Genomic DNA, 24,321 nt, shown 5'->3' with positions numbered 1-24,321 from the left:
CACGACCCGGTCGTTGCGGGTGCCGGCGCGCCGTCTGCTCAGCGACGCCCTGCGTCACGACCTGCGGCTGACGGGGACGCACGTGGGCTGCGAGCACGGTGTCTGCGGCTGCTGCACCGTGCTGCTCGACGGCGCGCCCGTGCGCAGCTGCCTGCTGTTCGCGGTCTCGGTCGACGGACACGACGTCACAACCGTGGAGGGCCTGTCGCCCGACGATGGCGACACGCTGCACCCCATCCAGCGCGCGTTCCAGGAGTGCCACGGGCTGCAGTGCGGGTTCTGCACGCCCGGCTTCATCATGAGCGTCGCCGGTCTGCTCGCCGACAACCCGGAGCCCGACACCGACGAGATCATCGAGGGGATCTCGGGCAACCTGTGCCGCTGCACCGGATACCAGAACATCGTCGCTGCGGTCGAGCGGGCCGCGACGCTGCTGCGTGACGGTGACGGCGCGCCCGTGACCCGGGTGGACGACACGGTGGCCGTCGAGGCGCAGCCGCCATCCGATGCCGTGGCGACGGCGCCGTACGCTCCCGCGGGCGACGACGTCCCCGGCGACGCCCACGACGGCGGGCACGGAGCACGCGACGGGGGTGCAGCATGACGACGCGGCAGTTCGGCGAGGCGATCGTACGACGGGAGGACCCGCGGCTGCTGCGCGGCGGTGGCCGCTACCTCGACGACCTCGGGCATGATGCGTACGGGGTCGCGTTCGTGCGCAGCCCCCACGCGCACGCCCGGATCGCCGACATCGACGTGACCGAGGCGCTCGACGTCGACGGCCTCGTCGCGATCTACACCCACGAGGACCTCCCGGGTCGGCTCGCCGATCCCCTCCCGCTGCTCATCCCGCACCCGTCGCTGACCGAGCCACGGACCGGCCACGCCCTCGCCCGGGAGATCGTCCGGCACGTCGGCGAGCCGGTGGTGATGGTGGTGGCAACCGACCGCTACGTCGCCGAGGACGTCGCCGACCGGGTCGCGGTGTCCTACGACCCACTGCCACCGGTCGTCGGCGTCGAACGCGCCGCGGCGGGTGACCTGACGGTCCACGACGACATGGACGACAACGTCGCCGCGCACCTGGTGCAGGAGGTGGGCAACGTCGAGGCCGCGCTGGCCGCGGCACCGCGGCGCCTCGACCTGCGGTGGGAGATCGAGCGCAGCGCGAGCACGCCGATGGAGGGCCGCGGGGTGCACGCGCGCTGGGATCCCGACGACGGACGCCTGCGGGTCCACACGTCGACCCAGACGTCGACCAGCGTGCGTGCGGTGATCGCCGCGGTGTTCGACCTGGCTGACGCGTACGTCGAGGTCATCGCCCCCGACGTCGGCGGCGGCTTCGGGGTCAAGATCGTGCACCCGTGGCCCGAGGAGTTGCTCGTGCCGTGGGCCTCGATGTCACTCGGGCACGAGGTCAAGTGGACCGAGGACCGGCGCGAGCACTTCATCGCCAGCGCGCACGAGCGCGGCCAGGTCCACGAGGTCACGGTGGGCTACGACGACGACGGTCGGGTGCTCGCGCTCGACGTCCGTTTCTGGCACGACAACGGCGCGTACACGCCGTACGGGGTGATCGTGCCGATCATCACCGCGACCCAGCTTCCGGGACCCTACAAGCTGGCGACCTACCGGGTCGAGTACACGAGCCTGTACACCAACACCGTCATCGTCACACCCTACCGGGGTGCGGGCCGGCCCCAGGCGGTCTACTCGATGGAGCGCACGATCGACGCGATCGCGGCCGACCTCGGACTGGACCGCACCGAGGTGAGGGCGGTCAACTTCGTCCAGCCCGACGAGTTCCCCTACGACGTCGGCCTCATCTTCCAGGACGGGCGGCCTGCGATCTATGACTCGGGCGACTATCCCGAGGCGCTGCGCCGGCTCAAGGCACTCGTCGACTGGGATGGCTTCGACGATCGACGACGCGAGGCCGCCGCGGCGGGGCGGCACCTGGGCATCGGGCTGGCCTGCTACGTCGAAGGAACCGGCGTCGGACCCTACGAGGGCGCGCACATCCACGTCGAGACCAGCGGGCGCGTGATGGTGTCGACCGGCCTGACGACGCAGGGTCAGGGCCACGAGACGGTGTTCGCGCAGATCGTCGCGACCGAGCTGGGCGTGCCGATGGAGCATGTTCACGTCACGACGGGCGACACGCGCCGGTTCGGCTATGCCGTGGGTACGTTCGCCTCGCGGGCGGCGGTCATGAGTGGCAACGCCATCGCGCTCGCGGCCCGCGCGGTCAACGAGAAGGCGAGGCTGGTTGCCGGACGGGCGCTCGAGGCCAACCCCGACGACCTGGAGATCGTCGACGGGATCGTGCGGGTCAAGGGCAGCCCGGACGATCAGATCCCCTTGAACCAGGTGGCGGTGCTGTCGAACCCGCTGCGTTACTCGTTCAGCAAGGCGGCGCAGGCGGCCACGCAGTTCTCGCTGCCCGCCGATCCCGAGGAGCCACCGGTGCGCGACGGCGAGGAACCCGGGCTGGAGGGCAGGGCGTACTACTCCCCGCCGCGGTCGACCTTCGCCAGCGGCATGCATGCGGCCGTCGTCGAGGTCGATCCCGACACGGCCGAGGTCTCGGTCCTCGACTACGCGGTCGTCCATGACTGCGGCAACCTGATCAACCCGCGGATCGTCGAGGGGCAGATCCACGGTGGTGTGGCCCAGGGCATCGGTGGAGCGCTCTACGAGCGGATGGCCTACGACGAGCACGGCCAGCTGCTGAATGCGTCGTTCATGGACTTCCTGGTGCCCTACGCCAGCGAGGTGCCGACCATCCGCACCGACCACCTCCAGACGCCGTCGCCGTTGAACCCCCTGGGCATCAAAGGCGCGGGTGAGGCCGGCGTGATCCCTGGCGCTGCGGTCCTGGCGGCCGCGATCGAGGATGCGACCGGCATCCCGATCAGGCGCATGCCACTGGCTCCCGACGAGTTGTTCCGCCTGCTGCGGTCGGACGGGCGGGCGCGGCTCGCTCCCGTGGGGGCGCTGGGGACGACGGTCGACGAGGAGGGAGACGCAGCATGAAGGTCAGCGGAAGCCACGTCCTGCGCGCGCCACGCCAGCAGGTGTGGGACGCGTTGCAGGATCCCGCGGTCCTCGTGGCGACGATCCCCGGGTGCCAGGAGCTGGAAGAGACGGGCGAGGACGCCTACAGCGCCCGGGTCCACGCCGGGATCGCGTCCGTCAAAGGCATGTACGACGGGCGGGTCCAGCTCGGTGATCAGAACCCGCCCACCTCCTACACGCTGCGTGCCGCCGGCAGTGGCAACACGGGCACGATCGACGCGACAGCCACCGTCTCGCTCACTGAGGAGGGGGGCGGCACAAGGGTCGACTACGACGCAGAAGCCGTGATCGGCGGCGCGATCGCGGGTGTCGGCCAGCGGGTCGTCACAGGGGTCGCCAAGCGCAACGCGGCGACCTTCTTCGAGGCGGTCGACCGGCACCTCGCGGGCGAGCTCGACGGTGGTCGCGAGGCCACGCCGGCGGTCGCCGGCGATGTCGGGCGCGCCGCGGCCGAGGGAGCCGGCGAGCCCGCGAAGGTGTTCCGCCGCCCGCCGGTGGAGCCGTCGGCCTCGGACGTCGTGCCGCTGCTCCTCGCCGCGCTGGCGGGTGCGGTCATTGCGCTGGTGGGCGTGCTGGTCGGGCAGCGGCGGCGCGCGTGAGCCCCGCTCGTTCTCGTCAGGACTCGCCTGCGGCGTGGCCGGCCGCGGCCACCGCGGCCGCGATCCGTTCAGGTGAGATCCGCAGCGAGGACGTCGTCGCCGCGTGCCTCGAGCGGATCGCCGAGCGCGACGGCGAGGTCCACGCGTGGGTGCACGTCGACCCGGAGCGGGCGTTGGCGGAGGCCCGGCGCCGGGACGCCACGCCTGCCGTCGGACCGCTGCACGGTGTGCCGGTCGGGATCAAGGACCTCATCGACACCGCCGATGCGCCGACGGCGTACGGCTCGCCGATCCACGCCGGCCGGCGTCCGGCACGCGACGCGGTCTGCGTCGCACGGCTGCGTGCGGCGGGGGCGGTCGTCCTGGGCAAGACCGTGACGACCGAGTTCGCGCTGTTCCATCCCGGGCCCACCGCGAACCCCCACGACCTGGCACGGACGCCGGGAGGCTCGTCGAGCGGCTCCGCCGCCGCGGTCGCCGACCACATGGTGCCGGTCGCGCTGGGCACGCAGACCGCCGGCTCGATCGTGCGCCCGGCGTCGTTCTGTGGCGTCTACGGCTACAAGCCGACGTTCAGCGCGGTCCCGACCGACGGCGTCCGAGCGATCGGACCGAGCCTGGACACCATCGGACCGTTGGCGCGCACGGTCGACGACCTCGTCCTGACCGCCGCCGTGCTGCGCGGTGCTGACGCGACCGGCTCGCCGGACCGCACGCCGTCGATCGCGTTCGCCCGCACCTGGGAGTGGGAGCGGGCCGACGCCACCACCCGCGAGGCGATCGCTGCGCTGGTGGCGCGCCTCGGGCTGCCAGAGCTCATGCTGCCCGCGCCCTTCGCCGACCTCGTCGGTGCACAGGCGACCGTCATGGAGGCCGAGGCGGCCGCGGCGCTCGCGCCGGAGGACCGCGCGCATCACGAGCAGCTGAGCGCGCAGCTCCGGGAGATGCTCGCGCGTGGGGCGGCGATCGGCGATGACGTCGTCGGTCGCGCCCGTGATCACGCCGCACGCTGCCATGAGCTGCTGCCGTCGGTCTTCGCCGACCACGACGTGTTGCTCGTACCGAGCGTCGTCGGCGAGGCACCCGAGGGGCTGGACGCCACCGGTGACCCGCTGTTCTGCCGGATGTGGACGTTGCTCGGCACGCCCGCGGTCGCGGTCCCGGGGCTGCTGGGTCCCCATGGCATGCCGCTCGGCGTCCAGGTCGTCGCTGACCGCGACGACGACGCCGCCGCGCTGGCCGCAGCGCGGTCGGTCGGTGACGTGCTCGCGCAGGAGGCACCGTGACCGCAGTCGACGACGGGACATCCGAGCACACCCTGCGGATCGGGGTCGACACCGGCGGGACCTTCACCGATGTGGTGCTGTTCGATCCGGGCGCCGGGACGGTCACGATCACCAAGACGCCGTCGACGCCGGACGATCCGGCACGCGGCTTCATGGCAGGCGTGCGGCAGATCCTCGACCATGTCGGGCGGGACGGCGACGCGGTCGCATCCGTCAGCCACGGCACGACCGTGGCGACCAACGCCCTGCTCACCGACGACTACGCGGGCCTGGGCTTCGTCACGACCGAGGGTTTCCGCCACCTGCTCGAGATCGCCCGGCAGAGCGTCCCCGAGGGCTACGGCAACTCGTACTTCTGGGTCAAGCCGCCGCGCATCGTGCCGCTGCACCACGTTCGGGAGGTGCCCGAGCGCCTCGGACCCGAGGGCGAGGTGGTCCGCGACCTCGACGAGGACGCCACGGTCGAGGTCGCCAGGTGGTTGCGGCGTCGCGACATTACCTGCGTCGGGATCAGCTTCCTCCACAGCTACGCCAACCCCGACCACGAGCGACGTGTCCAGGAGGTGTTCGCCACCGAGCACCCGGGCTGCACCGTGTCGATCTCGTCAGACGTCCTGCGCGAGTACCGGGAGTACGAGCGCGCGGTGACCACGCTCGTCGACGCCTTCGTCAAGCCGCGGGTGGGGCGCTACGTCGCGCAGATCCGCGCCGGGCTCGACGAGGTCCGCCCGGACGTGCCATTCTACGTCATGAAGTCCAACGGCGGTGTCATCTCGGCCGAGGAGGTCGCGCGCCAACCCATCACGACGATCCTGTCAGGTCCCGCCGCGGGCGCGCTGGGTGCGGCGCTCATCGCCGACGCCGCGGGCTATGACAGGGTGTTGACGCTCGACGGCGGCGGAACCTCGACCGACGTGTGCGTCGTGACCGACGGCGAGCCGGCACTGACGACCGAGGGCACCGTCGGCCGGTTCCCGACGAAGGTCCCGATGATCGACGTGGTGACCGTGGGCACGGGTGGGGGCTCGATCGCGTGGCGTACCCCGGACGGCGCGCTCAAGGTGGGGCCGCGGTCCGCGGGCGCGGACCCCGGCCCGCTGTGCTACGGCCGGGGCGGCACCGAACCGACGGCGACGGACGCGCACCTGGTGCTGGGTCGGCTGCCCGATGCCCTCCTCGACGGCGCGATGCCGCTCGACGCCGCGGCGGCCAGGGCCGGCATCGCCAACCTCGCCGACGACCTCGGCATCGACCACGTCGAGCGCTGCGCCGAGGGCGTCCTGGAGATCGCCGTGTGGAACCAGGCCAACGCGATCCGCCAGGTGACCGTCAAGCGCGGGCTCGACGTGCGCGACTACGTGCTCGCCACGTTCGGCGGGTCCGGCTCGCTGCAGGTCTGCCGTCTGCTCGACCTGCTCGAGCTCCCCGCCGCGATCGTGCCGGCCAACCCCGGCAACCTCTCGGCGTTCGGCCTGTTGACCGTCGACGTGCGCAACGATGACGTGCAGACGTTCGTCCGCCACCACGACGGCCTCGACCTCGCCGAGCTGGCCGATGTCTATGGCGCGCTGCGGGACCGCGCGGCCGCGGCGCTGGCGACCGAGGGGTTCGCCGAGCACGAGCGGTCATTCGTGCGGCAGGCCGACCTGCGCTATGCGGGGCAGGCGTCGGAGGTCCGCGTCGACGTCCCCGACGGTCCGGTCGACGGCGCGTTCGCGGCGAAGGTGATCGCGCGCTTCCACGATCGGCACGAGGCGACGTACGGCTACTGCTACCGGGACGATCCCAGCCAGGGCATCGAATGGGTCAACGTCCGTGTGAGCGGGATCGGGCCGATCGCGCGACCGCAGCTGCGTCGGCTCGACGCGGGTGACGGCGATCCCGGCCGGGCCGCCGTGGGCGACCGGCAGGTCCACCTCGACGGCGTGTGGCACACCGCACAGCTGTACGCCCGCGCGGGCCTGCTGGCCGGCGACCACATCAGCGGGCCCGCGGTCGTCCAGGAGTTCTCGTCGACCGTACCCCTGAGCCCCGGCTTCGCCGCTCGCGTCGACGACCTCGGCAACCTCGTCATCCGCCACAGGGAGGACCCGTGACCGCGACAGCGACAGGGCGTGCGGCATGACCACGATCGACCCCATCACCATCGAGATCGTCGAGGGCACGCTCGCATCGGTCGAGGCCGAGGTCGAGGAGGCGATCGCCCGCACCGCGCGCTCGCCGATGATCCGCGACGCACACGACTTCCGCGCGGGCATCCACGACCGGCGGCTGCGCAAGCTGACGGGTCGCAGCTACAGCGCGCTGGTCCACCCGGTCGTGCGGGACTTCCCGCTGGAGACGATGCGACCGGGCGACGTGTACTTCCACAACGACGTGTACACGTCGGAGGGGGGCATCGGGCATCTGCCGGACCTCTGCGTGACCGTGCCGGTGTTCGCGCCGGATCCGAGGGTGAGGGCGAGCGGCAGCGAGCCGGCGGGCGGGGATCCGAGGGTGAGGGCGAGCGGCAGCGAGCCGGCGGGCGGGGATCCATCGGACGGCTGTGCACCGGACGTCGTGGCCTTCGTGCAGGCCTTTGGCCACCACGACGACATCGGTGGCGCCGTGCCAGGGTCGATGCCGTCGGACGCCACGGAGGTGTTCCAGGAGGGCCTGATGGTCCCGCCGATCAAGCTGTGGAACGCAGGCGAGCCCAACCGCGCGGCGCTGCGCATCATGACCCGCAACTCGCGCATGCCCGACCACCTCGCCGGCGATCTGGACGCCGAGGCCAGCGCCTGCACGATGGGGGCGCGCCGGTTGTCGGACCTGTTCGCCCGTTACGGACGTGCGACGGTCGTGGCGTGCTTCGACGCGATCCTGGACCGCACGACCGAGACCTACCGCCGCGAGGTCCTGTCGCGGATCCCCGACGGGACGTTCGTGTGGGAGGATTACGCCGAGCACGACGGGGTCGACCCCCCGCGTCTGCACGGCCAGCGCATCACGTTGACGAAGTCGAACGCGGGAATCGTCATCGACTTCACCGGCACGTCACCGCAGGCCAAGGGTCCGATCAACCACGCCGGCGACTATGCCGACGGGAACTTCCTGGCGAAGTGGCTCGCACCGATCCTGCGCAACCTCGCCGACACGCCCGAGCGTATGGCCGAGCTGGACGTCAACGAGGGCGTCGTCCCGCTGATCGAGATGCGCTTCCCCGACAAGGGCACGCTGCTGACGCCGATCTTCCCGGCGCCGACGAACGCGCGGACGTTCGTCATCCTGCGCCTGCTGGGGGTGCTCGCGGGGGTCCTGGCCAAGGCCACGGGCGGGCGGATGCCGGCCGACCAGGAGACCATCCGCTACACGGGGGTCTACGGCGACGACGCCGACGGCCGGCCCTACCTGATGCGTGAGGTGCTCGGCGGCGGATCCGGCGGCCGGTGGTACGCCGATGGCGAGGACACGATCCACGTGGTCCCCGACTCACGCAACATTCCGGTCGAGTTCGCCGAGAGCCGCCACCCGATCCGCGTCGAGCGCCTCGGACTCGCGACGGATTCGGGTGGACCGGGCGAGCATCGCGGTGGCCTGGGGTACGACAAGTGGATCCGCGTGCTGCGCGACGCGCGGTACATGTCGATCGCCGACCGCTCGATCCTGTCGTGCTGGGGGGTCGCTGGTGGGATGGCCGGCGCGCCGTTCCGGGTCACCATCGACCCGGGTGGGCCAGCCGAGCGCGATATGGAGGGGCTGACATCCGGCGAGCCGATGTGTGCCGGCGAGGTCGTCCGGATCCGCACGACCGGTGGGGGCGGCTGGGGCGATCCACTCGACCGGGATCCTCGGGCGGTGCTGCGCGACGTCGTGCAGGGCAAGGTGTCACAGGCGATGGCCGAGCGCGACCACGGCGTCGCGATCGTGACGACGGTCGACCCACCGGCCGCGAGCCCACCCACCGCGTACGCCGTCGTCACCGGCACGGCAGAGGAGCACCTGGTGGTCGACGAGGAGCAGACCCGGGCGCTGCGGGCGCGGCTGCGCGCCGACCGTGGACCGCGGCCGTTCTTTGATCGGGGTCCCGGCTACGCACGCCTGGCCGACGGTGCGACGCACGCCGATGTCGACGAGCTGTCGGCGACCGAACGCGCCGCTCTCGACGCGAGCAGTGGTGGGCACACACCCTTGGCTGTGCGGGGCGAGGCGTCAGCCGACGGGCGCAGGAGCGACAGCGGTAGGCAGACATCATGAGCGGGCCGCTCCACGGCGTACGGGTCGTCGACCTGACGCGTGCGCTCGCGGGTCCGTACGCGACGTTGATGCTCGCCGACGCGGGTGCGGACGTGGTGAAGGTCGAGCGGCCCGGCACCGGAGACGACACCCGCGGCTGGGGCCCGCCCTTCGCAGAGCCACCGGAAGGGGGGACGCCGGTGTCGACGTACTTCCTGTCGGTCAACCGCAACAAGCGGTCGGTCGAGCTGGATCTGAAGGACGAGGCCGACCTGGGCCGCCTGCGTGCCCTGGTCGCCGGCGCCGACGTGCTGGTCGAGAACTTCCGTCCCGGCGTGATGGAGCGTCTCGGGTTGGGCGAGGCGCCGCTCGAGGAGCTGAACCCGCGACTGGTCGTGCTGTCGATCACCGGCTTCGGCGAAGGTGGCCCGCACGGGCACCGCCCGGGGTTCGATCAGATACTGCAGGGCGAGGGTGGCCTGATGAGCTTCACCGGGCCGGTCGGCGGGCCGCCGAGCAAGGTCGGAGTGCCGATCGCCGACATCCTCGCCGGGATGTTCGGCGCGTACGGCGTGGTCGCGTCGCTGTACGAGCGTGAGCGCAGCGGGCGTGGGCAGCGTGTGTCGAGCTCGCTGCTGGGCGGCATGATCGCCATCCACACGTTCCAGGGCACCCGGTGGCTCGTGGCCGGGGAGGCGCCGGTGACCAGTGGCAACCGCCACCCGTCGATCCAGCCCTACGGGGCGTTCCGCTGCGCGGACGGCAGCATCAACGTCGCCGTCGGCACCGAGGGTCTGTGGCGCCGCTTCGCACCGCTGGTCGGCCTCGACCCGGACGACGTCAGGTTCGCGACGAACGGTGACCGGGTCGGCCGCGTCGACGAGCTCGAGGCGCTGATCGAGTACGCCCTCGCGACCGCGGACACCGACACGTGGCTGGCGCGCATGGACGACGCGGGCGTGCCCGCCGGGCCCATCGCCGGGCTCGACGACGTGTACGCGTCCCCCCAGGTCGCACACCTCGGACTCGTCGACGAGGTCGACCATCCCACCCTCGGTCGCATCGGCCTTCCCGGGCCTGCGGTCACGTACAGCCGTTCCACCCGCAACGATCCACAGGCACCGCCCCTGCTCGGGCAGCACAACGGTGACGGCTGGCTCCCACGCGATGGCTGAGGCCGGGCAAGCGCCCCGGCGATGGTCCGCCGCTGAACTGATCGGGATGCTCACCGACGGTCGCAGCTTCACCGCCTGGGACGACGATCTGGTGCCAGGGGACCCGCTGCGGTTCACCGACGTCCGGCCGTACGCCGAGCGCCTCGCCGACGCCAGGCGGGACGCGCCGACGACCGAGGCGGTGGTGACAGGCATCGGACGGCTCGGCGGCCGGCATGTCGTCGTGGTCGTCGGCGAGTTCGGCTTCCTGGCCGGCACCCAGGGGGTGGTGGTCGGGGAGCGGGTCACCCGTGCGTTCGAGCGCGCCGCCGTGCGGGGGTTGCCGGTCGTGGGCCTGCCCACGTCAGGAGGGACGCGCATGCAGGAGGGTGCGCTCGCGTTCGTGCAGATGCTCAAGGTCGCCGCCGCGGTCGCGGCGTTCCGTCGGTCGGGCAACCGCTATGTCTCCTGGCTGCGCAACCCCACCACCGGTGGGGTGCTCGCGTCCTGGGGCTCGCTCGCCCACGTGACCTGGGCGCAGCCCGGCGCGCTGATCGGCCTGACCGGGCCCCGCGTCATCGCGGCGCTCGAGGGCTCGGCGCTGCCGGAACACGTGCAGCGCGCCGAGCACCTGCACGGCCACGGCGTGGTCGACGGCCTCGTGCCTGCGGAGGAGCTGCAGGCATGCCTCGCGCACACGCTCGAAGCCGTCGGGCCATCACCCCCGGCGCTCGGCGCCCACGGGTACATCTGGCCGACGGACCTCGCACCCGCAGCGCCGGCCGGAGCGGGCACCGCGCGCACGGATGCCTGGGACGCGGTGACGGCGTCACGCAGTGGGGACCGGCCGGGTCTGCCCGCGCTGCTCGACATCGCCGTACGCGACCGTGTCGGGCTGCGCGGCGACGGCGCGGGAGGCCGTGACGACGGCTGCGTCACGGCGGTGTGCACGTGGCGCGGTACGCCGGTCGTCGTGGTCGGCCACGACCGGCCGCCGGGGTCGCGGGGTGCCGCGGTCGGTGCCGCGGGCTATCGGGCCGCCCGTCGTGCGATGAGCCTGGCCGACGAGCTCGGCCTGCCGATCGTGACGGTCGTCGACACGCGGGGTGCCGCGACGACGGCCGCGGCGGAGTCCGGCGGGCTCGCTGCGGAGATCGCCCGCTGCATGGCGACCATGAGCACGGTCGAGGTGCCGTCGGTCGCGGTGTTGCTGGGGGAGGGCTCTGGCGGCGGGGCGATCGCCTGGCTGGCCGCCGACCGCGTGGTGGCCGCGGAGCGGGCGTGGCTGGCCCCGATCGCGCCGGAGGGCGCGTCGGCGATCCTGCACCGCTCGACCGACCGGGCAGTGGATCTCGCCCGCACCCAGGCCATCGACGTCGACGCGCTCCAGTGGCTAGGGCTGGTCGACGAGATCATGCCGGAGGAGGACGGCTGGATCACCGCGATCGCGGACGCCGTCGCCGACCAGCTGCGCATGCTGCTCGTGCAGCCGCGCGAGGAGCGCCTCGCCGCGCGGCGGGACCGTCTGCGCAACGTCGGCACCTCCGCCGAACGTGGCAGCTGACGCCGGTGTGCCGGCACCGGGTGCCACGCGCGCCGGGGTGTGGCAGCTGACCCCGGCATGCCGGCACCGGGTGCCACGCGCGTCAGAGCAGCGAGCGGTACAGCTCGGCGGTCCGCTCCGCGACGCTCGACCACGAGAACTCGCTGAGCACCCGCTGCCGGCCGGCGCGGCCCCATGCGGCGGCGCGCTCGGGGTTGTCGACCAGGTCGTTGATGCCCACCGCCAGGTCACGGGCGAACACCTCCGGATCCGCGGGCGTGCCGTAGGCGTCACCACCCGCCTCGAACGGAACGAGGTGGCCGGTCTCACCCTCGACGATGATCTCGGGGATGCCCCCGACGGCAGACCCGATCACGGCGGCCTCGCACGCCATCGCCTCGACGTTGACCAGCCCGAACGGCTCGTAGATCGACGGGCAGACGAACACCGTGCTGTGTGTCAGGATCTGGGTGATCGTGGCCCGGGGAAGGTGCTCGGCGATCCACCAGACGCCGCTGCGGCCGGCGCGGAGCTTCTCGACCTTCGCGACGACCTCGTCCTGCAGCTCCGGTGTGTCGGGCGCGCCGGCGCAGAACACGAACTGCACATCCGGGTTGACGTGGGCGGCGGCGTCGAGCAGGTGCGTGAAGCCCTTCTGCCGGGTGATCCGGCCGACGAACGTCACGATCGGCCGGTCCAGGTCGATGTCCAGCTGCTCGAGCAGGTCGGTGTTCGGGTCGGGCCGGTACTCGTCGGTGTCGATGCCGTTCGGGATGACGGTGATGCGGTCGGGATCGGCGTCGGGGTAGCTGGCGAGAACATCCTCGCGCATGCGGCCGCTCACGGCGATGACCGCGTCGGCGTTCAGGATCGCCGTGCGCTCGGCGAAGGCGGACAGCTCGTAGCCGCCGCCGAGCTGCTCACGCTTCCACGGCCGCTGCGGCTCGAGGCTGTGCGTCGACAACACGTGCGGGATCCCGTAGGCCAGCTTGCTCAGGTGGCCGGCCAGGTTGGTGTACCAGGTGTGGGAGTGGACCAGGTCGGCGCCCTCGACGCCTGCGACCATCGCGAGGTCGGTCGAGAAGTGGCGCAGCGCGGCCAGGTGCTTGGCGGCACCGTCCAACGCGTTCCACGGCCGGTAGGCGGCGACGACCAGGGGGTCGTCCCGGTCGGCCCCGAAGCAGTGGACCTCGACGTCGACCAGCGGCGCCAGTGCCTTCGACAGGTACTCGACGTGCACGCCCGCACCACCGTAGACCTCCGGTGGGTACTCCCGTGTCAGCAGCGCGGCGCGCACCGCCCTGGGTGTCACGCCTCGACCTTGTCGCCCTTGCCGATCACGACGATACCGCCGTCGGAGACGGTGAAGCGCTCGCGGTCACGCTCGAGGTCCACGCCGATCTTCGCGCCCTCCGGCACATGCACGTGCTTGTCGATGATCGCGTTCCGGACATCGGCGTGCCGGCCGACACGCACCCCGTTGAGCAGCACGCAACCCGAGACCTCCGCGTACGAGTGCACGCGCACGCCGGGAGACAGCACCGAGCGGCGCAGCACGCCGCCGGACACCACGACGCCCTGGCTGACCATCGAGTCCAGCGCCTGGCCCCGCCGACCCTCGTGGTCGAACACGAACTTTGCGGGCGGCAGCGGCTCGTTCCACGTGTAGATCGGCCACTCGCGGTTGTACAGGTTGAAGACGGGATCCACCGAGATGAGGTCCATATGGGCCTCGTGGTAGGCGTCCAGTGTTCCGACGTCTCGCCAGTAGTCTTTGTCGCGCTTGGTCGAGCCGGGCACGTCGTTGTCGGAGAAGTCGTAGACGTACGCCTCGCGGCGCTCGACCAGCATCGGGATGATGTTGCCACCGAGGTCGTGTGTGGAGCTCTCGTCCTTGGCGTCCTCCGAGACGGCCCGCCGCAGGGTGTCGATCGAGAAGATGTAGTTGCCCATCGAGGCGAACACGTGGTCGGGGTCGTTCGGCAGCGGCTCGGGATGCTCGGGCTTCTCGAGGAACTCCGTGATCTGCCCGTGCTCGTCGGCCTGCAGGACGCCGAACTGGTCCGCATCGCCGACCGGCACGCGCATCCCGGCGACGGTGACGCCGGCACCCGAGTCGATGTGGGCGTGCAGCATCTGCTGGGGGTCGATCCTGTAGATGTGATCCGCGCCGAACACGATGACGTACTTCGGCTTCTCGTCGTTGAGGAGGTTGAAGTTCTGGAAGATCGCGTCCGCCGAGCCCTCGAACCAGTGGGCGCCCCGACGCATCTGCGCCGGCACCGGCGTCACGTAGTTGCCCAGCAGCGGGGACATGCGCCACGTGAGCGCCAGATGCCGATCGAGGCTGTGGCTCTTGTACTGCGTGAGGACCACGATCTTGAGGAACCCACCATTGGCCAGGTTCGACAGTGCGAAGTCGATCAGCCGGTACTGGCCACCGAACGGCACGGCAGGCTTGGCGCGGTCCCTGCTCAGCGGGTACAGCCGCGTCCCTTTTCCGCCGGCGAGCACCATCGAGAGAACGTTACGAGTCGCCATGTCGGCACCCTACCCGACGCGCTGGAAAGGTATCGTGCATCCCGCGGAACTCCCCGCCGAACACGACGTGAACGGAACGACGATGACGGAGCGCACGAAGTACCTGCTGGACGAGTCCGCACTGCCTGAGCGCTGGTACAACATCGTGCCCGACCTGCCGGCCCCGCCGCCGCCGGTACTGCACCCCGGACGTCTGGATCCCGTCGGACCCGACGACCTGGCGCCGCTGTTCCCCATGGCGCTGATCATGCAGGAGGTCTCGGGCGAGTCCTTCATCGAGATCCCCGAGGACGTGCGCGACGTCTACCGCCTGTGGAGACCGACGCCGCTGATGCGCGCACGACGTCTCGAGCGGGCGCTCGATACACCTGCGAAGATCTTCTACAAGTACGAGGGCACCAGTCCGTCGGGCTCGCACAAGCCGAACACGGCCGTGCCCCAGGCGTACTACAACGCGGCCGAGGGCATCCGACGGCTGACCACCGAGACCGGGGCGGGGCAGTGGGGCAGCGCGCTCGCGTTCGCCGCCGCGCTGTTCGGCCTGGAGTGCGAGGTGTGGCAGGTCGCCGCGAGCTACCGCCAGAAACCGTACCGTCGCTCGATGATGGAGGCGTTCGGCGCGACCGTGCACTCGAGTCCGTCGGACCGCACGGAGGCGGGCCGCCGGTTCCTTGCCGACGACCCCGACAGCCCGGGCAGCCTGGGCATCGCGATCAGTGAAGCGGTCGAGGTCGCCGCGTCCGACGAGCAGACCCGCTACGCGCTGGGCAGCGTGCTCAACCACGTGCTGCTGCACCAGACGGTGATCGGCGAGGAGGCACTGCGGCAGATGGCCGACGCGGGTGAGACGCCCGACGTGCTGATCGGCTGCACCGGTGGCGGGTCGAACTTCGCCGGGCTGTCATTCCCGTTCCTGCGCGAGAAGCTCGCCGGCCGCAACGACCCGCGGATCCTGGCGGTCGAGCCGGCCGCCTGCCCGTCGCTGACGCGGGGCGTCTACACGTACGACTTCGGCGACACGGCCGGCATGACGCCTCTGGTCAAGATGTACACGCTGGGTCACGACTTCGTGCCCGACCCGATCCACGCAGGCGGGCTGCGCTACCACGGCATGTCGCCGCTGCTCAGCCACATGCACGAGCTCGGCCTGATCGAGGCCGAGGCGCGCGACCAGAAGGAGTGCTTCGCGGCGGGCATCCAGTTCGCCAGGACGGAGGGCATCATCCCGGCGCCCGAGCCGACCCACGCGCTGGCCTCGGCCATCGCCGAGGCGCGCGCCTGCGCGGAGTCCGGCGAGGAGAGGGTCATCCTCACAGCGCTGTGCGGCCACGGCCACTTCGACATGTCCGCCTACGACAGCTACCTCGCCGGTGAGCTCGTCGACTACGACTACCCGAAGGCCAAGGTCGACGACGCGCTGACCCGCCTGCCGACGGTCCCCGCGTAGCGCTGCCGACGGTCCCCGCGTAGCTCGCCGTCTGCCGGCAGCGACCCCTTCGTCAGATCGAGTCGCTGCCGGGCATCGGCTTGTGCAGCCGGGCTCTGGCGTCGCCGAGCACACGCACGACGTCCTCCGGACCGTCGATGCGGCGCTGGATGACGCGTCGGTCGTGCGATCGCAGGCTGCGCAGGTCCCCGAGCGCCTGCGCCCGGATGAGCGTGGCGAAGCCGTGCTGCTCGGCCGGGATCTCGACGTCGTCGCCTGGGACGTCGACGAGCTGGAGCGCGACGACCGTGTTCGGGCCGCCCTTGTGCAGCTGCCCGGTGGAGTGCAGGAACCGGGGCCCCCATCCCATGGTGGTGGCGACGCGGAGGTTGTCGCGGACCATCATGCGCAGCTCGGTCAGCCCGTCGGCGATCTTGCGGTCCGGCGCGAGGTAGGCCTGGATGCTGAAGTAGTCGCCCGGCCGGATGCTGTCGAGCAGCTCGCCCAGGTCGCCCTCCTCGGGCTCCGGCAGCGCCGTGCCCGAGGTGACCTCGGCCAGCACCTCGTCGGTGTTGCGCTTGCTCTCGGCGACGTTGGGCTGGTCGAACGGATCGATCCCCAGGAGCGCACCGGCGTACGCCGTCGCGGCCTCCCACCGGACGAACTCGCCCCCGATCTCGTAGCGGTCCTGCAGCGTGATGCGCAGGACCGGCAGCCCGGCGTCCTCGAGGGCCTGCACACCCGGTACGGGACCGGCCACGTGGTCGATGACCACGAACGCCCGGTCGCCGCCGTAGACGCCCGGGTGTGCGACCGGCTCTCCGACCACGGGAACGACACCGGTGCCCTGCTTGCCGGTGGACTCGGCGATCAGCTGCTCGAGCCAGTCACCGAAGCTCGACAGCGCCGGTGACGTCAGGATCGTCAGCTTGTCACGACCGGCGCGTGCGAGCCCACCCATGAACGCGCCGAGCGCGAGCGCGGGGTTGTCGATGCCCTCCTGCGAGGGGCCGCACAACGTCAGCATCGCCTGGCCCGACCGCCAGACGGCGCTGGTGTCGACGCCGATCAGGTGCGCCGGCACCATGCCGAACAGCGACAACGCACTGTAACGCCCGCCGATGTCGGGCGGGTTGGTGAAGACGTGGCGCCAGCTGCGCGCTGTCGCTTCCTCGGCGAGGTTGCTGCCGGGGTCGGTGATCGCCACCAGGTGCTTCGTGCTGGGCACGTGGCGCTCGGCGTGAAGCGCGAACGCGCGCGTCTCAGCGGTGGTGCCCGACTTGGACGACACCACGACCAGCGTCGCGTCGAGGCCGTCCGGTGGCAGCGCCTCGACGACGACGTCGGGGTGCGTCGAGTCGAGGACCACGAGGTCGCGCCTGCCCGCGTCCGCGAACATCGTGCCGAAGACCTCGGGTGCGAGGCTGGACCCGCCCATGCCTGCCAGCACGATGCGATCGACGTCGTCGGCGTCCACCTCAGCGGCGACGGCTGTGATCTCGCGGTCCCAGTCCGGGTTGCCACCCGCGGCGTCGAGCCAGCCGAGGCGGTCAGCCACGGCCGTCCGCACCTCCGGGTCGTCGCTGAACAGGCTCGTGTCACGGTCCCACAGGCGCTGTGCGGCATCGGCCTCCTGCAGCTCGTTGAGCGCCTCCCGCATCGCGTCGAACCTGGCGTAGGCGTCTGCGGGCGTCATGATCACTCCGTGTCGTGGGCGGTGCGCATCGGCGCGCGGCTGTCAGTGTCGGCACCTGTACCCGTCACACGGGCGACAGTCACCCGGGTCGTGGCGTCCCTCCACCGGACCATGGTCTTCGACGTCCGACGCCGCCGGAGGCATCCGCACGCCGGATCGCCTGGCAGGCGGGTCGGTGTGGGTGGGGGCGGTAGCGTGGCGCCCGGAGGGAGTTTACCGCGACGAACAGGATGCACGTGTCCCGCAGCGACGTGCTCGTGGTCGGCGCAGGACCGGCCGGCCGGGCCGCCGCAGCCGCGTGTGCGCGTGCGAATCTCGACGTGCACCTGGTCGCGCCCCGGCCCGACGCTGCCTGGCCGCAGACGTATGGCGCGTGGCTCGACGAGCTCACCGGGGCAGGCGCGGAACGCCTCGCGGGCCACCAGTGGGCCGCCGTCACGGTCCGCACAGTGGGCCCGACGTTCCGAGATCTGGGGCGCACGTACGCGCTGATCGACAACGAGCGCCTGCGTGGCGCCTTGACCGACGGCGTGGACGTGACGCAGACGGCGGGACGCGCGAACAGGCTCGATGTCGACGATACGGGGGTCGTCGTCACGCTCGTCGACGGCCGCCGTCTGGCGGCCCGCGCCGTGGTGGACGCCACCGGTCACCCTGCCGCCTTCGGGCGTCGTGCCAGGTCGGGCCTCGCGCACCAGGTGGCGTACGGGGTCGTGGCGCGGTTCGACCAACCACCTGTGGCGCCGGGCACGATGTGCCTGATGGACCTCGACGCCACGCCGTTCGACGACGGCGGGCCGCCGACGTTCCTGTACGCGATGGATCTCGGCGACGGCTTGTGGTTCACCGAGGAGACCTCGCTGGCCGCCCGCCCGGCCGTCCCACTCGGCCTGCTCGAGCGACGCCTGCGGCACCGGCTGGCCGCGCGCGGCTGCACACCGCTGGAGATCAGGCACACCGAGCGGTGCGCCTTCGCGATGAACGCTCCACTCCCTCCCGGAGGGCCGGCGATCGCGTTCGGTGCCGCGGCCGCCATGATCCACCCGGCGACCGGGTACCACGTCGCGGAGGCGCTCCGGCGCGCGCCCCTGCTGGCCGCGACCGTCCGGGACGCCATGGTCGGCGGAGCAGGCCCGCGCGCGATCGCGCGTGCCGGCCAGCGAGCGGTGTGGACCAGCGCGGACCACCGGCGCGATGCGCTCTACCGGCTGGGACTCGACGTGCTGCTGTCGCTGGACACCGACGCGACGCAGGCCTTCTTCGATGGCTTCTTCTCGCTGCCTCCACGCGACTGGCAGGGGTACGTGTCACGCACCTCCTCCCCGCTGGGGGTGCAGCGCACGATGACGCGGCTGATGGCCCGGCTGCCGTCGGGTGTGCGTCGTCGCGTGCTGCGGTCGGTCGTGGCCGACGGCTCGTGGCGCCACATGGGTCGCGTCGTCGCGCCGGGCCTTGTCAGTCGCTGACGACCCGCCACGTCGTGCCGTCCGGGGTGTCGCGCAACTCGACGCCGACGGCGCCGACCGCGTCACGCAGGTCGTCGGCGAGGCCGTAGGCGCCCTGCCCGCGCAGCTGCTGCCGGGTAACGGCGACCGCGTCGATCAGCGGGGCGAGGCGCTCGGCCGGGTCGGCCAGCCCTTGCGTCGCTGCTTCACCCAGCCGCACGATCAGGCCACGCAGCGTGGCTCGCGCCCGGTCACCCTCGTCGGACTGCGTCGTGTCGGCGGCCCAGGCGGTGATCGCGGCGTCGAGGTCGAGGATCGCGGTGGCGGCCGCCACGCCGTCGCGATGCGCGAGCGCGGAGCCGAACGCCGTCGTCGCATCGCGCGTGGCCTCGCGCAGCGTCGAGGTCGACGAGGCCCGGACACGGCTGCTGGCGGATGCCGGTGCCATCGTCCCGACCGGTGCCGGTGGCGTCGTGCCCTGGGACGCGGTGAGGCCGTCGAGTGCGAGCCGAACGCCGCTGTCGACGACCCGCAGGACCTGTCCGCCGCGGCGGACGGTGACGTAGCCACGCCCTTGGATGGTCACGATCCGCTCGTCGAGGTCCAGGATCAGCGCCGTGTGCTCGTCGACGCCGATGACCAACGTGTCGTCCGGCAGCTCGTCCTCCATCATCGTGAGGCGCCGGGCACCGAGGTAGCAGAAGCGCGTGTCGTGGGTGCCGCCCTCCGCGTTGTCGAAGTGGGGGATGACCGCCGCGTCGATGCCGGCGGCGGCCAACAGGTCCAGACCCTCGACCCAGTGCGGCCGGCGGCCGACCTTGTAGATCTCGTAGACGGGGATCGCGTGGCGGCCGAGGCTGACGGCAGCCGCGCTGGCGAACACCACGATCCCGCCCGTCTGCAGCTTGTCGGTAACGGCGTCGGCGAACGACGAGCCCCGCCAGCGATCCAGGGCGTAGGTGGGACTGCCGGGCCCGGCGAACACGTAGTCGGCGGCCTGCAGCCGGGCGACCGCCGCGGCTTCGTCCGCGTCGGCGTCGGTGCGCATGCCGACGACCTCGATCGTGCGCCCGACGTTGCGCGCGAAGTAGGTCGCGGTCCGGTCGCTGATCTCGTCGGCGTTCTCCTGGAACCCGTAGGGCGTCTCGATGAGGACCGCCCGGGCCGACGCGGGGAGCCGCGAGAACAGCTCCTGGTGGATGCTGACCATCGTGGGTGCAGTCTCGCCAGACCCCATGATCGCGAGGATGCGTGGCAGTGACGGCATGATGTGCGACTATCCCCTCGACGCCGGTCGCGTCAAGCCTACGAGCCTACGCACGACGGGCAGGGGCAGCGACCGGACGCGCATCGGGACCGTGCGGTTGGGAACAGTGCACCCTGGCGACAGCTGACAAGGAGAAGCACAGATGGGCGTACGACTGCGGCGATCACTACCGACGGTCTTCTCGGCAGGCAACGACCTGGTCACCGCGCTCAACGACCTGGTGACCGCGACCGGCCGCTGGCTGGCGCTCCAGCCCGTCGCACAGGAGCTGCCCGTCTACGCCGGGCGTGCGCGTCAGGCGTCGTCGGAGACCCTGGAGCACGCCGGCGGCTGGGCAGGTGCCACGGCCACGCGCGCGAGGGAGGCGACGTCGTCGGCCGCCAGCACCGCGCGGACGCAGACGATCAACCTCGTGCTGGTCGCGCTGCTGCTGTGGTGGGTCGACCGCATGCTGACCTCGTCCGACGAGGCCTGAGCGCGTCGACCGTCGGACGCGCAGCCGGCGCGCCTCACCTGGCGCTGGTGACGCCCTGCAGGATCCCGTCGATGCCGACATCGCGGGCGAAGACCTCGGCCTCGCGGAGCAGACGCGCTGCTCTGGGACGGTCGGTGCCGAGCAGCACGCGGCCATGCTCGGCCTGCGTCAGTGCCACGAAGGCGGGCGCCTGCATACGTTCGTGCAGCTCGACCGCACGCGTGAAGCTTCGGTCCGCCGCTGCCACGTCGCCCAGCAGGCCCTGCAGCTGGCCGGCGTAGAACGCCGCGGCCGGGAACGGCGCCCACGGCACGCCACACATCTGGTCCATGAGCGGCGTGAGCGCCTGGAGGAACGGCTCTGCCCAGGTCACGGCGCCAAGCGTCACCACCGCGGCCGCTCCGGCCGCCAACCCGACCGATCCCAGGAACAGCTCCGGGACCCGTGACAGACGATCGCGTCCGACGCGGTCGAGCAACGCCAGGGCGGTGTCGGACGCGCCGGCCGCCGCTTCGGTCCAGGCGTGCGTCAGCCGAGTCGGCTGGCCGCCGTAGTGCCGGTAGGCGGCCGCGGCCCGCGCGCGTGAGTCGACCACGCGCCCGTCGAGCCAGTCCGCGAGCAGCAACTGCCAGCCGTGGTTGCCGATCGACGCGTCCCCCCAGGAGCCGACGGCGAGCGCACGCTCAGCGAGCACCCTCGCGTCGGCGGTGCGGCCATCGAGGAGCGCGACACAGGCCTGCAGCTGGCTGCCGACCGTCCGGTCGTTGGCCGAGAGCCGCGGATCCGACAGATCGAACGATGTGGCTGCACGTCGGTAGGCGGCCCCGTCGGCACGCCAGAAATCCGATGCCGACACACCCGTCAGGTCGCCCGGCGCCGTGGCAAGTGGCACATCGGCACCCAGCGGTGCCAGCTCCCTGCGGACCTCGTCAAGCGCGTCGAGCGCCAGGGGACATCCGATCGCGACGTGCCGGGCAACCAGCACCCGGGAGAGCACCGTGCGGTCACCGCGGGCACGGGCGAGGGCCACCGCGTCACGCGTGATGCGGTCGCGATCCGCCAGCCGCGCCGTGAAGATCGAGAAGGCGGCCAGGCCGGCACGCAGTGCGGCCCTGCGCAGCTCGTCGGCAGGTGGGCAACGGTCGATCGCCAGTTGCAGCAGGCGCTGTGCGGTCTCGTCTGCGTTGGCGAACCACGGGTTCCCGGCCCAGCAGCCGAGCGCGGCGCGGTACAACAGGTCGAACCGTCCGTGCTCGTCTGCCAGGCGTGCCGCGGCCTCGAAGTGTGGTACGCCGTCGACCGCGCGCGAGGCGTGGTTGAGGCACTCGCCCGTCTCGACCTCGAGCTCGGCGCGGACCTGCGGCATGGCCGACAGGTCCAACTGGAGCGCACGTTCCAGCAGTGCGGCCGCCTGATCGGGCTCGCCGTCCGCCATGGCATCGCGCGCCGCGTCGCGGACGACGGTGATCGCGTCCACTGCAGCGATGACTGGCACCGCCCGCAGCGTGTGCTCCGCGATCTGGTCGGACGGCGCGGCGCGACGTCGCAGCGTGCCCGCGATCTGCTCGTGGAGGTGCGCCACGCGTACCTGTGACGGCTGGGTCGCGAGGGTGTCGGCGACCAGTGCATGCGTGAACTGCACGCGGTCACGGCGTCCCGGCACCTCCAGCAGCAGTCGTGCGACCACGGCCTCCTCGACGGCGGCGGCCTCCGGATCGGTCAGCCCGGCCACCTCGGCCGCGAGCGTCACATCGAACGCATATCCGATCAGCGCGCCGATCGTCAGCAGACGCACCGTCGCGGGCCGCAGTTGCGCGGTCCGGTGCAGCACGAGGTCGCGCACCGACACGGGCACACCCGTGTCGTCCCCATCGGCGCGCGCACGGCGGATCAGCTCGACGGCGAAGAACGGATGGCCCCGGGTCCGATCCCACAGGTTGACCGCGTCGATCCCGGTCGACGCGTGTGCGACCAGCTCGGCCAGCTCGCCCACCGGCAGACCCTCGAGCTGCATCAGCGACACGCCTGGCAATCGCAGCAGCGCCCCGACGCGGGCCGTTGCCCCATCTGCTCCGGTGTCGCGGAACGTGGCGATCACGCAGACCGCGCCGAGGTCGGCGGTGCGCAACAGGTGTCCGAGTAACGCCCAGCTTGCAGCGTCGGCCCACTGCAGGTCGTCGATGATTACCAGGACGGGACGGCGCCGCGCCGCGCTGTGCAGCAGGTGGGTGATGCCGGCGAACAGGCGGAACCGCTCGGCGTCACGATCGGCGTCCGGAGCACCGGGGTCGTCGACGACCGCCGCCATGGACACGATGTGGCGGGCCAGCTCCGGAGCGAACGGGCCCGCAGCCTCCGCGAGCGTCGCGGGGTCGGCCGCTGCGGCGTATGCACCGAGCAGGTGCTGGACCGGTTCGAGTGGCACGGTCGTGTCCTGCTCGCAGCGTCCCGCGAGCACCAGGCCGCCCTCGTCGAGCACGCGATGGGCCATCTGCACCGCCAGACGCGTCTTGCCGACACCCGCCTCGCCGGCCAACAGGACGGCCGTGCGCACGCCACGGCGGGTCGTCGCCCACGCGTCCTCCAGGCGCGTGAGCTCGGCGTCTCGCCCGACGAAGGAGAACTCGTCGTCGACCAGCAACCCGACGTCCTGCGCCGGCCGCGGCTGCGGACGCCGCCACGCCAGCGACCAGCACCTGACCGGTGCGGGCAGCCCCTTCAGGCGCCGTTCCCCGCGGTCGTCGAGTGGATGGTCAGACCATGAGCCCGCGAGCACGCGCACGACGTCACTGACGAGGATCTCGCCGCCACCGGCGGCGTCACACAGGCGCGCGGCCTCGATGGCGGGTGTGCCGGACACGTCCCCGTCGGCCCGCAGGAGGTCACCCGCGCTGACCCCGACGCGTGCCTCGACCGGCTGCCCGACCCTGGCCGCCAGCTGGTCGAGGCGTGCCACGAGCTGACCGGCCGCGCGCAGTGCGTACTCGGCTGCGGGGAAGACGCACATGAGGCCGTCCCCGAGGCTCTTGACGACCCGGCCGTGCTCGGCGGTGACAGCGTCGGTCTGGATCGCATCGATCCTGTCCCACAGGTCCTCGGCGTCGCGCTCACCGAGCACGGCGCGCAGGCGCGTGGATCCGACTAGGTCCGTGAACAGGACCGTCAGCGTGTCGAGGTCATCCGCCACCTGCATCCCGCACCGCAGTCTACGGGTGGCGAATCCGGCGCGGCGTGGCGTCAGCCGTCGTCTCGCCGTCGGCGTCGGCGTCGGCGTCGGCGCTGTCGTGCGGGTTCGGTGTCCTCATCGGTCACCGGCAGGGGGATCGACGCCGTCAGTTCGGGATTGAACAGCAGGGTATCTCCGTCGGACGCGTCCTCCTGATCGGCTCCAAGCTCCGACGAGAGCTCGAAGTCCGGCGGAGGTGGGGGGACCTCTGATGGTGGCGGGGTCGAGCGAATGGTGAGGTCCTCGATCTCCTGCTGGCGGCGTGCCTCTTCTTGGGCTTCGCGTTGGCGGCGTGCCTCTTCTTGGGCTTCGCGTTGGCGGCGTGCCTCTGCTTGGGCTTCGCGTTGGCGGCGTGCCTCTTCTTGGGCTT

At 71.9% G+C, this 24,321-nt stretch carries 17 protein-coding genes; 11 read left to right on the top strand and 6 right to left on the bottom strand.

The genetic code is table 11. From position 1 onward, the window contains the following. From VK923_18025 to VK923_17990, 8 genes are all read left to right on the top strand, one after another. A partial coding sequence (locus VK923_18025; GenBank protein HSJ46580.1) for a (2Fe-2S)-binding protein occupies positions 1-604 on the top strand: 604 nt, incomplete at its 5' end. Continuing rightward, the gene (gene cutA, locus VK923_18020) at positions 601-3,036 is read left to right on the top strand and encodes an aerobic carbon-monoxide dehydrogenase large subunit (protein ID HSJ46579.1); all 2,436 of its coding nucleotides are present in this window, start codon (positions 601-603) and stop codon (positions 3,034-3,036) included. The genes VK923_18025 and cutA, both read left to right, overlap by 4 nt. Continuing rightward, positions 3,033-3,677: a carbon monoxide dehydrogenase subunit G gene (locus VK923_18015; GenBank protein ID HSJ46578.1), complete on the top strand. Its 645-nt coding sequence runs from the start codon at positions 3,033-3,035 to the stop codon at positions 3,675-3,677. Before cutA ends, VK923_18015 begins: the two co-directional genes overlap by 4 nt. Then, positions 3,674-4,963 (top strand): amidase, encoded by a 1,290-nt coding sequence (locus VK923_18010; protein HSJ46577.1) that lies wholly within the window; start codon positions 3,674-3,676, stop codon positions 4,961-4,963. Before VK923_18015 ends, VK923_18010 begins: the two co-directional genes overlap by 4 nt. Next, positions 4,960-7,059 (top strand): hydantoinase/oxoprolinase family protein, encoded by a 2,100-nt coding sequence (locus VK923_18005; protein ID HSJ46576.1) that lies wholly within the window; start codon positions 4,960-4,962, stop codon positions 7,057-7,059. Before VK923_18010 ends, VK923_18005 begins: the two co-directional genes overlap by 4 nt. 25 nt (positions 7,060-7,084) lie before the next feature. Continuing rightward, on the top strand, positions 7,085-9,199 hold the full coding sequence (locus tag VK923_18000; protein ID HSJ46575.1) for a hydantoinase B/oxoprolinase family protein: 2,115 nt from the start codon (positions 7,085-7,087) through the stop codon (positions 9,197-9,199). Further along, positions 9,196-10,353 (top strand): CoA transferase, encoded by a 1,158-nt coding sequence (locus VK923_17995; protein ID HSJ46574.1) that lies wholly within the window; start codon positions 9,196-9,198, stop codon positions 10,351-10,353. The genes VK923_18000 and VK923_17995 overlap by 4 nt, the downstream gene beginning before the upstream one ends. A gap of 46 nt (positions 10,354-10,399) precedes the next feature. Beyond that, a complete protein-coding gene (locus VK923_17990) occupies positions 10,400-11,896 on the top strand; it encodes a carboxyl transferase domain-containing protein (protein ID HSJ46573.1) in 1,497 nt (498 codons plus the stop codon). Between the two features lie 82 nt (positions 11,897-11,978). On the opposite strand, the gene glgA is transcribed toward VK923_17990, so the two are convergent. Both glgA and glgC read right to left on the bottom strand, forming a co-directional pair. Beyond that, positions 11,979-13,187 (bottom strand): glycogen synthase, encoded by a 1,209-nt coding sequence (gene glgA / locus VK923_17985; GenBank protein HSJ46572.1) that lies wholly within the window; start codon positions 13,185-13,187, stop codon positions 11,979-11,981. After that, positions 13,184-14,416, bottom strand: coding sequence for a glucose-1-phosphate adenylyltransferase (gene glgC / locus VK923_17980; protein HSJ46571.1), 1,233 nt, complete (start codon positions 14,414-14,416; stop codon positions 13,184-13,186). The genes glgA and glgC overlap by 4 nt, the downstream gene beginning before the upstream one ends. A gap of 82 nt (positions 14,417-14,498) precedes the next feature. On the opposite strand from glgC, the gene VK923_17975 reads away from it, so the two are divergent. Beyond that, complete coding sequence (locus tag VK923_17975) at positions 14,499-15,863, top strand: TrpB-like pyridoxal phosphate-dependent enzyme (protein ID HSJ46570.1); 1,365 nt, start codon at positions 14,499-14,501, stop codon at positions 15,861-15,863. Positions 15,864-15,915: 52 nt separating this feature from the next. On the opposite strand, the gene VK923_17970 is transcribed toward VK923_17975, so the two are convergent. Continuing rightward, complete coding sequence (locus VK923_17970; GenBank protein HSJ46569.1) at positions 15,916-17,538, bottom strand: hypothetical protein; 1,623 nt, start codon at positions 17,536-17,538, stop codon at positions 15,916-15,918. Positions 17,539-17,774: 236 nt separating this feature from the next. Here VK923_17970 and VK923_17965 point away from each other — a divergent pair, with 236 nt between their 5' ends. Further along, positions 17,775-19,004: a lycopene cyclase family protein gene (locus VK923_17965; GenBank protein HSJ46568.1), complete on the top strand. Its 1,230-nt coding sequence runs from the start codon at positions 17,775-17,777 to the stop codon at positions 19,002-19,004. Here the strand turns inward: VK923_17965 and VK923_17960 are convergent. Further along, entirely contained in the window at positions 18,994-20,250 is a 1,257-nt protein-coding gene (locus VK923_17960; GenBank protein ID HSJ46567.1) for a Type 1 glutamine amidotransferase-like domain-containing protein, read from the bottom strand. The genes VK923_17965 and VK923_17960 overlap by 11 nt on opposite strands. 142 nt (positions 20,251-20,392) lie before the next feature. Here VK923_17960 and VK923_17955 point away from each other — a divergent pair, with 142 nt between their 5' ends. Continuing rightward, positions 20,393-20,725 (top strand): hypothetical protein, encoded by a 333-nt coding sequence (locus VK923_17955; protein HSJ46566.1) that lies wholly within the window; start codon positions 20,393-20,395, stop codon positions 20,723-20,725. A gap of 34 nt (positions 20,726-20,759) precedes the next feature. Here VK923_17955 and VK923_17950 read toward each other — a convergent pair whose 3' ends face one another. Then, positions 20,760-23,918, bottom strand: a complete 3,159-nt coding sequence (locus VK923_17950) for an AAA family ATPase (GenBank protein HSJ46565.1) — start codon at positions 23,916-23,918, stop codon at positions 20,760-20,762. Positions 23,919-23,962: 44 nt separating this feature from the next. Then, the coding region (locus VK923_17945; protein ID HSJ46564.1) for a hypothetical protein at positions 23,963-24,321 on the bottom strand (359 nt) is incomplete at its 5' end.

It is taken from the genome of Euzebyales bacterium, assembly GCA_035461305.1.
Lineage (GTDB): Bacteria > Actinomycetota > Nitriliruptoria > Euzebyales > JAHELV01 > JAHELV01.
This window is presented reverse-complemented; position numbering and strand designations above follow the sequence as displayed.

What these genes read in the sequence shown, in the direction of transcription:
- cutA (HSJ46579.1), top strand. Translation starts at nt 601, where the DNA reads ATGACGACGCGGCAGTTCGGCGAGGCGATCGTACGACGGGAGGACCCG.
- VK923_18015 (HSJ46578.1), top strand. Translation starts at nt 3,033, where the DNA reads ATGAAGGTCAGCGGAAGCCACGTCCTGCGCGCGCCACGCCAGCAGGTG.
- VK923_18000 (HSJ46575.1), top strand. Translation starts at nt 7,085, where the DNA reads ATGACCACGATCGACCCCATCACCATCGAGATCGTCGAGGGCACGCTC.
- VK923_17995 (HSJ46574.1), top strand. Translation starts at nt 9,196, where the DNA reads ATGAGCGGGCCGCTCCACGGCGTACGGGTCGTCGACCTGACGCGTGCG.
- VK923_17990 (HSJ46573.1), top strand. Translation starts at nt 10,400, where the DNA reads ATGCTCACCGACGGTCGCAGCTTCACCGCCTGGGACGACGATCTGGTG.
- glgC (HSJ46571.1), bottom strand. Translation starts at nt 14,416, where the DNA reads ATGGCGACTCGTAACGTTCTCTCGATGGTGCTCGCCGGCGGAAAAGGG.
- VK923_17975 (HSJ46570.1), top strand. Translation starts at nt 14,499, where the DNA reads ATGACGGAGCGCACGAAGTACCTGCTGGACGAGTCCGCACTGCCTGAG.
- VK923_17970 (HSJ46569.1), bottom strand. Translation starts at nt 17,538, where the DNA reads ATGACGCCCGCAGACGCCTACGCCAGGTTCGACGCGATGCGGGAGGCG.
- VK923_17960 (HSJ46567.1), bottom strand. Translation starts at nt 20,250, where the DNA reads ATGCCGTCACTGCCACGCATCCTCGCGATCATGGGGTCTGGCGAGACT.
- VK923_17955 (HSJ46566.1), top strand. Translation starts at nt 20,393, where the DNA reads ATGGGCGTACGACTGCGGCGATCACTACCGACGGTCTTCTCGGCAGGC.
- VK923_17950 (HSJ46565.1), bottom strand. Translation starts at nt 23,918, where the DNA reads ATGCAGGTGGCGGATGACCTCGACACGCTGACGGTCCTGTTCACGGAC.